Genomic DNA, 7,515 nt, shown 5'->3' with positions numbered 1-7,515 from the left:
GTGATTTCCCTCCTTTATCCTCGTACCTTTTAAGATTAGCGGATTTTTCCTTATTTATCGCCTTCTCATTGGCGATTATTTTCTCCTGAGTGGGTTCGACGTTGTGCCCAAAATCGGTTTTTTCTGCCCGTATTGCTTTCGCGTATTCGCCGGTATTGGCTTCGGCGGATTCAAGTAGACTGACTTTATTGCTTTCACCTGTTTCAGGGTTAACAATGGTCTGGTGTTGCCGAATCTGGCCTTTATTGGCTTGTTTTTCCAATTGTGCCGCACTTTGATTAAACCCAAATGGATCATATTGACTGGCATCATGTGGGACTTGCATACCTTGATAATGACTGGCCACCACCGTTTGATTGGCAAAGTGATTATGCCGGATATCCTCCGCGATGCGATCGCTAAATTCGCTTACCAGCGCTTCACGCTGTGCCCTGACCGTGGGTGACCCCGCATCCGTTAACACATGACTTGCCTCAGCTTCGCCTAAACGCGAATAAGCAAACTGGGTAAACTCCTGCTCCAGGTGGTTGGCAGAGGTGAAAAAGATGACATTCTTATTCATGTCCCTAAGAAAGGCTTTCCTCACCGCGCCATCCTCAGTCGAACGGTAGCAGGGGTGATTGGTTCAGCACTGGAAGCCAGTAGTAAAAAAGCGACTATCTATTGGGTTAATGGGATAGCGGCTTATCGTATCGATGAATTAATTAACCTTCACTGGTTTTCATTCGGTAAGCGAAAGAAGATGAGTCACCAACGGCTTTACACCGAATATCGCAATTATGCGAATTATAAGCACATGGCCAATGCCAGTGGTGACCAGGAAATGTTGCAATCTATCAAAATCATCGAAAAATTTACCCCGTTACCAAAGAAAGTGGATGTTTTACGCAAACGAACGCTAGACAGTGAAGATGAAGCAACGGTTACGGTTACCACTGCCCGCCGCGCAAAGGGACTAGAGTGGGATATTGTCGAAATCAATAATGACTTTCCGAATAATCTTTTTGACCCTGAAATGGACAAAGCAGCCTTTAGAGATGAAGTCAATTTGCTGTATGTCTCGGTAACCCGAGCGAAAAAGACACTTATCATCAATAAATTGTTGGTAAATATTTTAGCCAACGTTGCTGAGAATGAAAAAACGGCACAAGGTTGATTCAGATATGCCACTAAAACCGCCTGTAATCGATTGTGAGCGGTTTTATTGTGATTAACCATGAAAGGGATGCTAGTAACAAAAAATAAACGCACCTGATAAGATGGGGTGCGTTTTTGTATGACTGGATTATAATATCGGACACGTAATGAATAAATAGCGTATTTAATATAGCCTGTTTGTTTGCCATAATTCAATCTGCCTCTAGCCATCATTGAAGATATCGGATGAGTAAAAAATTCACCCCAACGCCACACGATAGTGTATTCAAGCAGTTTTTAAGTGAAAAAGAGACCGCACAAGATTTCTTCGATATCTGGCTACCGGATGAGATTAAGGCTCTATGTGATTTTGATAGTCTAAAAGTGGAGTCTGGCTCTTTTATCCATAGTGATATGAAGAATTACCAGAGTGATATTCTCTATTCTGTAAATACCCAACAAGAGAAAGGCTATATCTACCTACTGATTGAGCATCAATCCACACCGGATAAACTGATGGCATGGCGACTTATGCGCTATAGCATGGCAGCGATGCAGAAGCATTTAGAGGCTGGACACAAAAAGTTGCCGCTGGTGTTTCCCATCCTGTTTTATTGCGGCAAGAAAAGCCCGCATCCGTACAGCACGGACTGGCTCGATTGTTTTAGTGGGCGGGATATTGCTGAAAAAATATACACAAAACCGTTTAAGCTCGTGGATGTGACAACGCTAGAAGACGATGAAATTATGAAGCATAAACGAATGGCGTTGCTTGAATTAGTCCAGAAGCACATTCGCAGAAGGGATATGACGGAGCTTATGAATGAAATTGTCACGCTGTTGTCGTATAATTATTATACCGATAATCAGGTTATCACGATGTTTAACTATCTCATCCAAGAAGGTAATGCACAAAAACCCATGGAATTTATCACTGAGATAGCCAAACAATCAGAGAAACACGAAGGAGCACTTATGACTATTGCTCAAGCATTAAGGCAAGAAGGGAAACAGGAAGGCTACCAGTTAGGTAAAAATGATGGCGTTCAAGAAGGTAAACTTGAAGGCGAAAAACAGGCATCGATGAAGATAGCGCGCCAACTTCTTGAGAAGGGCGTAGAAAGAGATATCGTGAAACTATCAACAGGTCTCACTGATACGGAAATGAGTAACCTGTTTAAAGATTAAACCATGACAGAACGCCAGAAATTAAGCCTCAATCGCCCTAGAAAGGCTTCACAAGAAGAGCAGCCCCAAAGTAACTCAGTTTACGGTAAAAAGGTCTGGATGAATGCTACACCTAAAAAACAGGCAAAAAAGCCTCATCCTCACAAAGTAGCAAAACAGCAGCCCAAGAAGGTGGGTTGAAAAACCTAAACAGGTAGTGAAGGTTAAAATTCCTACCCCCCCAATACCGCCTAAAAAGCGATTGCCGTTAGACGAGGCTATCTCACAGATAACCACTTTTTGGCCTAGTCTATTTCCTGAGAATCAATTGAGACCCATGAAAATTGGTATCCAGCAAGATATGTGGCAAGAAGTGAAAGAAAAGGGCTTCACAATATCCAGAAGGCGTTTGAGAGCCTGTTTAGGGAGTATTGGTTATCACGCTGATTATCGTGCGCTTATCCAGTTAGGTGCGTTTCGTTATGACAAAGACGGTCAGATAGTCGGAGAGGTCACCCAAGCCGATGTTGAGGATAATCTGCAACGTTTGGCACGGCGAAACAAGGAAAACATATAACCAAAGACAATAATCTCAAAGTGAGTAAGATTGTTATTATCTTAATGTAACAAAATTGTATTTTTTTATTTATAAGCCTCATTTTGAGGTTTGGTTGTTTTATTTGCTCAGTTTGAGTTACAATTGATTAAGATAGTCAATTAATCACTCAGTTTGATATTATTAAATTAATATAATTATTTATTTATGAGATGTTTTATTGTGATAAATACTCAAAATGATATTTTATTTGAAATTTAACTCATTTTGAGTTAAATTATATGGAATATAATTACTTTTTTGGGTTTTTTATGTTGAAAATTGCTTGTGATGATGGTTCTACTAGCGTTAAATTAGCCTGGCTAGAAAATGAAAAGATATTGACACATATATCACCGAATAGCTTTAAAGAAGGTTGGAATACTGAGATATTGAGTAATAATCCAGTATTTAATTATTTAGTTGATGATAAAAAATATACTTTCGATATCGGGAGTAGTTCTGTTATTGAAACAACCCACGTTTCCTACCAATACAGCGCGCTCAACCGACTCGCCATTCACCACGCTCTTTTAACTTCAGGGTTGCTCCCTCAAAATATTGAGTTAACTGTGACGCTTCCTGTTACTGAATTCTTTACGGAAGATGCGCAAATTAACGAAAAAAATATTCAGCGAAAAAAAGAAAATATTTTAAAGAAAGTTAATATCAATAAAGGTGAAAACTTTAACATCGTTAACGTGATGGTGATGCCTGAGTCTATTCCGGCAGTGAGGGAAGTATTAATAAAAGATAATATTTCTTCTTTAGAACGCAGCTTAATTGTTGATTTAGGCGGAACGACATTAGATTGCGCGGTAATTCAAGGTCTGTTAGACAGTATTTCAGAAATTAAAGGTAATTCTGAAATAGGGGTATCAAAACTCACTAAATCTGTTATCAACGCCCTTTATCTTGCCTCTTCTCCGAGTAGTTATTATATTGCCGATGAAATTATTAAGAATGTGAATAATATGGTGTTATTAAAAAAGTCATTAATGACCCGAAAAAAATCACTCATATTACTGAAGTTGTGATTGAAGGTTCTAAAAATTTAGCGGACAGAGTTATCTCTAAGATTGAGAAAATTAATAATATTAATCGAATTTATTTAACAGGTGGGGGTGCTGAAATTATTTATTCTTATGTTAACGATTATTTCAAAAATCATAAGGTAGAGAAAATTTTCGAACCTCAATTAGCGTTAGTTAAAGCTATTGCTTTGTCTTAACTGCATAAGATTAAAGTTTTATGAATAATAGTCGAAAGAAAATTACTGCTTACCTTCATCCTTCAATATATCAACAGGATAAAAAGGCCATTGACTTTATTGATAACTTGCCTAGTCAACTGAAAGGCGATTTTTATCGTCAGGCAATAATAACGGCGGCAGCCGTATCCCAGATTGATAGTCGTTTGTTAGGATTGATTAGTACTTTCTATTCTAAAGAGTTTGATATTAATAATCTTTATTCAATTTTAGAGCAGACAACAGGCAGAGAAAAAATCAGTCAATCTGTAGAACTTAAGCATGAGGCGACGAATGAATTTTCTTCTGAAAAAAATTTGTCCGCGAGGTTATCAAATCTGAAAAGATAATTGGCGATATCAACCCTCTCATTAATGTATTAATTCTTTTAACAAACGATGAACAAACAAGAACTATCAGCTCTGAAAATGGCGGGTTTTATCAAAAGCCAAACATTAATATTCTTAGATAAACTCAATCAACTTAATCTGGATGATTGTGCAGATGAGTGCGAAGATTTGCACGACATGGCAGAGGCGCTTTATCTTAATTTGAAACGAACACTAGAAAGATGATAAATAATTATTATCAATAATGTCTTCATGTTATGCTTTTATTTTACTCAAATAACACTAATATTTCATATGAATCAAATTCTCTTAAAAAGACATTTTCCTCATAAAGAACATACCGAGTCTCAGGCTGATACTATCCGTTTTTTATGGAATAAAATAAAACAATACGAGCAACGTAATCAAAAAGCGGAATTGAAAGTCGATCGTTTATATCAAGAATATGAACAGATTGTTTTGCCTCATGAAAAAAAACTTGCAGATATTCGCTGTTTACGAGTCAAGCATTTTATGTCTTTCTTGAGTAATAAGTGCGATCTGAATTCGAAAGATCGTGAGAGTCTTTTTGAGTACTTAGAAAGTCAGTTACATTTCTTATATGATTTCCCGTTTTTCTGTAATCCTGAGACCCTCAGTTCACTTTCCGAAGATCTCGACAATTATGCTGAAAAATATTTTGCCAAAAAAAACCAAAAAATTTTGGATAAAGCCTGTAATGATTTTAAAAAAATGTTAAAGGCCACGCTTGGTGATGATATTGAATTACCCCATAATGAAATTAGAGATACCTTCAGATCGGGAAATGAAAATGATTTAGTCAATTTGATTGAAGGCATTAAGGACGCTTATTTAGAAAAGCATCCTGAAGAGAAAGAAGATTGGGAAAATTCAGAGCGGGATTGGGCAGATTTTAAGTTTAATTATTATCAGGAAGGCGAAGAACAAGGCACTAAAATCACTGAGATTTTTAGAGGGAGTGAGCTAAATAAAATTTACAAAAGGATTGCTAATGTTATTCATCCCGATAAAGAAACAGATTTAGCTAAAAAGGCAGAAAAACATCAGATTATGCAATTACTTTCCATTGCTAAAAAGAAAGGTGACGTTGTTACCCTCATTAGTATGTATAGTCAATACGTGAGTGATGAAGCGTATGAGTTTGATAGTGAGACCCTTTTGCATATTAATCATCTTCTAGAAATGCGTTTACGGGAATTAAATTTAACGCATCAGGACATTTTTAATCGGCAAGGTGTTAAGAGTTATGTTTGGAAAATTTTTTCTGCATCGAGTAAAAAGAAAATTAAAGAAAAAATGAGTGAATATATCGAAGAGATTAAAATCGAGGCGAATAATGTAGATAAGGAAATTAAAAAAATTGATTCTATCAAGAGACTTAAAAAGTTTCTTCGTTCTCTTCCTGCTCATGATAGTTATTGTATTGATAGTTTATTTTTTTGATTTAAGAAAAAGTTATAGGGGAATATATTTTTTATTGTAGGTGTTTGCTGATCATTTCTCCGTCTTTAATCTGATTATAGTATTGATAAATTTTATTTGCATAGTGGTAACGATTTTTAATTGATGTATTGGTATTTTTCATTCCCGCGTTATACATCCCTACGGCTAGCCAATTTTTGCCGTAGCTAGCAAAGTTACGAGTTAAAATCATGGCACCAAGATGAATATTTAAACAAGGATGATTGATTAAGTCATTTTCAATTAACATAGGGTATTCATTTTTAATTGCGTTAAAGGTTTTGCTATTAATCTGCATAACACCTAAATCGAATGAGCCATCTTTATTTTTGTTTTTTGCTTTTGGATTGAAGTTAGATTCCTGCCAGGCAATGGCTCTTAAATAATCTGGGTCAATATGATAATAACTTCCTGCTTTATCAAAGCAATCGGCAAGCGATAATTTTGAAATAACAAGACAAAATAGCCACATTAAATTTTTAATTTTCATCACGTAGCTCTTTATTCAAAAACAGAACAATTCGGCATATTGTCGCCCCTATAAAGTAAAAGGATTTTTTAAAGATATTCCAATAAAGACTTTCAATGTTATCTCACCAAATCCGCTTTTTCTACTACTAACTTACATACCACACGCAAAATAAATTTTGCTTAATTTTATATTTAAATTTTAGTTACTTATATAAAAATAGCTTTCTTTTTAAGTAATAAAAATGATAAGTTAAAAATATATTTTAAATAAGTTATGGCTATTTTTTAAATAACTTAATGTTTTTTAATAAAAAAATATCAAAATAAAGTTTATATTAATTTTTTATTAAGTTTTTGCTTAATTTATAAATAGTTTTAAAATGTGATATAAGTCAAAATATATTGCAATAAATAATTTTTAATTAATTTTAACATATTTATAACTTAATTATATAATACAAAATTAAGTGTAAATTTAATTCATTTTTTTTGAGGTTTGAAATGAAAGGCGAAAAAAATCATCCTGTTCTGTTGAAGATTCCTTTTAGTATTATGGATTTTATCGATGAAATGGTCGATGAAAAATTAAAAGATGGTGAAAATAAATCTACGGCAAATCGGACGGCGGTTGCATTGGAAATACTAAAAATAGGGGTCAGAGTTTTAAAGAAAAAAAATGAACAAGGTGGCAATAAGGATATTACCCTGGATGAAAAACTCGCTTTAATTGCTGATGCTGTTCTTAAATCCGAATTAAAGCTCGATTCGATGTTTGAATTTGCTCATAAGCGACCACAGGATATTGATGATAACATGATTAAAGCATTTGGTTATCAAGCTGTGAAAGAAAGAATTAACGAAGTCGATTATAAAGTTAGTCATTTTTTTAGACAAAAATAAAATAACGCTTTTTTATTAAAAAGCCCCTGAAATTAGGTGTATTAGTCTTAACTTAATCTGACAATTCTGATTTAAAAAAGAAAGTTACCGGTTTTAATTAACATCATTAGATAATTAAATAAAAGGTAATTTTATGTATCAAACAAATAATCCTATCATCAAAC

10 protein-coding genes and 1 pseudogene are annotated in these 7,515 nt (G+C 34.7%); 9 read left to right on the top strand and 2 right to left on the bottom strand.

Translation table 11 applies throughout. From position 1 onward, the window contains the following. The coding region (locus tag CBG25_RS11220) for a hypothetical protein (RefSeq protein WP_290606695.1) at nt 1–562 on the bottom strand (562 nt) is incomplete at its 3' end. Here CBG25_RS11220 and CBG25_RS11215 point away from each other — a divergent pair. The 8 genes and pseudogenes from CBG25_RS11215 (at nt 524) to CBG25_RS11175 (ending at nt 5,962) form a co-directional block, all read left to right on the top strand. Next, nucleotides 524–1,156 (top strand): 3'-5' exonuclease, encoded by a 633-nt coding sequence (locus CBG25_RS11215; protein WP_290606694.1) that lies wholly within the window; start codon nt 524–526, stop codon nt 1,154–1,156. The genes CBG25_RS11220 and CBG25_RS11215 overlap by 39 nt on opposite strands. Nucleotides 1,157–1,383: 227 nt before the next feature. After that, nucleotides 1,384–2,325, top strand: a complete 942-nt coding sequence (locus CBG25_RS11210) for an Rpn family recombination-promoting nuclease/putative transposase (RefSeq protein WP_290606693.1) — start codon at nt 1,384–1,386, stop codon at nt 2,323–2,325. Between the two features lie 3 nt (nt 2,326–2,328). Next, nucleotides 2,329–2,505, top strand: coding sequence for a hypothetical protein (locus CBG25_RS11205; protein WP_290606692.1), 177 nt, complete (start codon nt 2,329–2,331; stop codon nt 2,503–2,505). A gap of 16 nt (nt 2,506–2,521) precedes the next feature. Beyond that, nucleotides 2,522–2,881, top strand: coding sequence for a ProQ/FINO family protein (locus CBG25_RS11200; protein ID WP_290606690.1), 360 nt, complete (start codon nt 2,522–2,524; stop codon nt 2,879–2,881). Between the two features lie 260 nt (nt 2,882–3,141). Then, nucleotides 3,142–4,130: pseudogene (parM, locus tag CBG25_RS11195) on the top strand (plasmid segregation protein ParM domain-containing protein). 20 nt (nt 4,131–4,150) lie between these two features. Further along, nucleotides 4,151–4,498, top strand: a complete 348-nt coding sequence (locus tag CBG25_RS11185) for a plasmid partitioning/stability family protein (protein ID WP_290606684.1) — start codon at nt 4,151–4,153, stop codon at nt 4,496–4,498. A 48-nt stretch (nt 4,499–4,546) separates the two neighbouring features. Next, entirely contained in the window at nt 4,547–4,723 is a 177-nt protein-coding gene (locus tag CBG25_RS11180) for a Rop family plasmid primer RNA-binding protein (RefSeq protein ID WP_290606682.1), read from the top strand. A 69-nt stretch (nt 4,724–4,792) separates the two neighbouring features. Next, nucleotides 4,793–5,962, top strand: coding sequence for a hypothetical protein (locus CBG25_RS11175; protein WP_290606680.1), 1,170 nt, complete (start codon nt 4,793–4,795; stop codon nt 5,960–5,962). A gap of 31 nt (nt 5,963–5,993) precedes the next feature. On the opposite strand, the gene CBG25_RS11170 is transcribed toward CBG25_RS11175, so the two are convergent. Next, nucleotides 5,994–6,470 carry a lytic transglycosylase domain-containing protein gene (locus CBG25_RS11170; protein ID WP_290606678.1) on the bottom strand — a complete coding sequence of 159 codons (477 nt, stop codon included), beginning with the start codon at nt 6,468–6,470 and terminating at the stop codon, nt 5,994–5,996. Between the two features lie 482 nt (nt 6,471–6,952). Between CBG25_RS11170 and CBG25_RS11165 the strand changes: the two genes are divergently transcribed. After that, entirely contained in the window at nt 6,953–7,351 is a 399-nt protein-coding gene (locus tag CBG25_RS11165) for a hypothetical protein (protein WP_290605980.1), read from the top strand. The last annotated feature ends 164 nt before the right edge of the window (nt 7,352–7,515 follow it).

The sequence above is a fragment of the Arsenophonus sp. ENCA genome (assembly GCF_002287155.1).
In the GTDB taxonomy this organism is placed as follows: domain Bacteria; phylum Pseudomonadota; class Gammaproteobacteria; order Enterobacterales; family Enterobacteriaceae; genus Arsenophonus; species Arsenophonus nilaparvatae.
The sequence above is the reverse complement of the archived record's forward strand: the minus strand, read 5'-3'. Positions and strand labels throughout refer to the sequence as shown.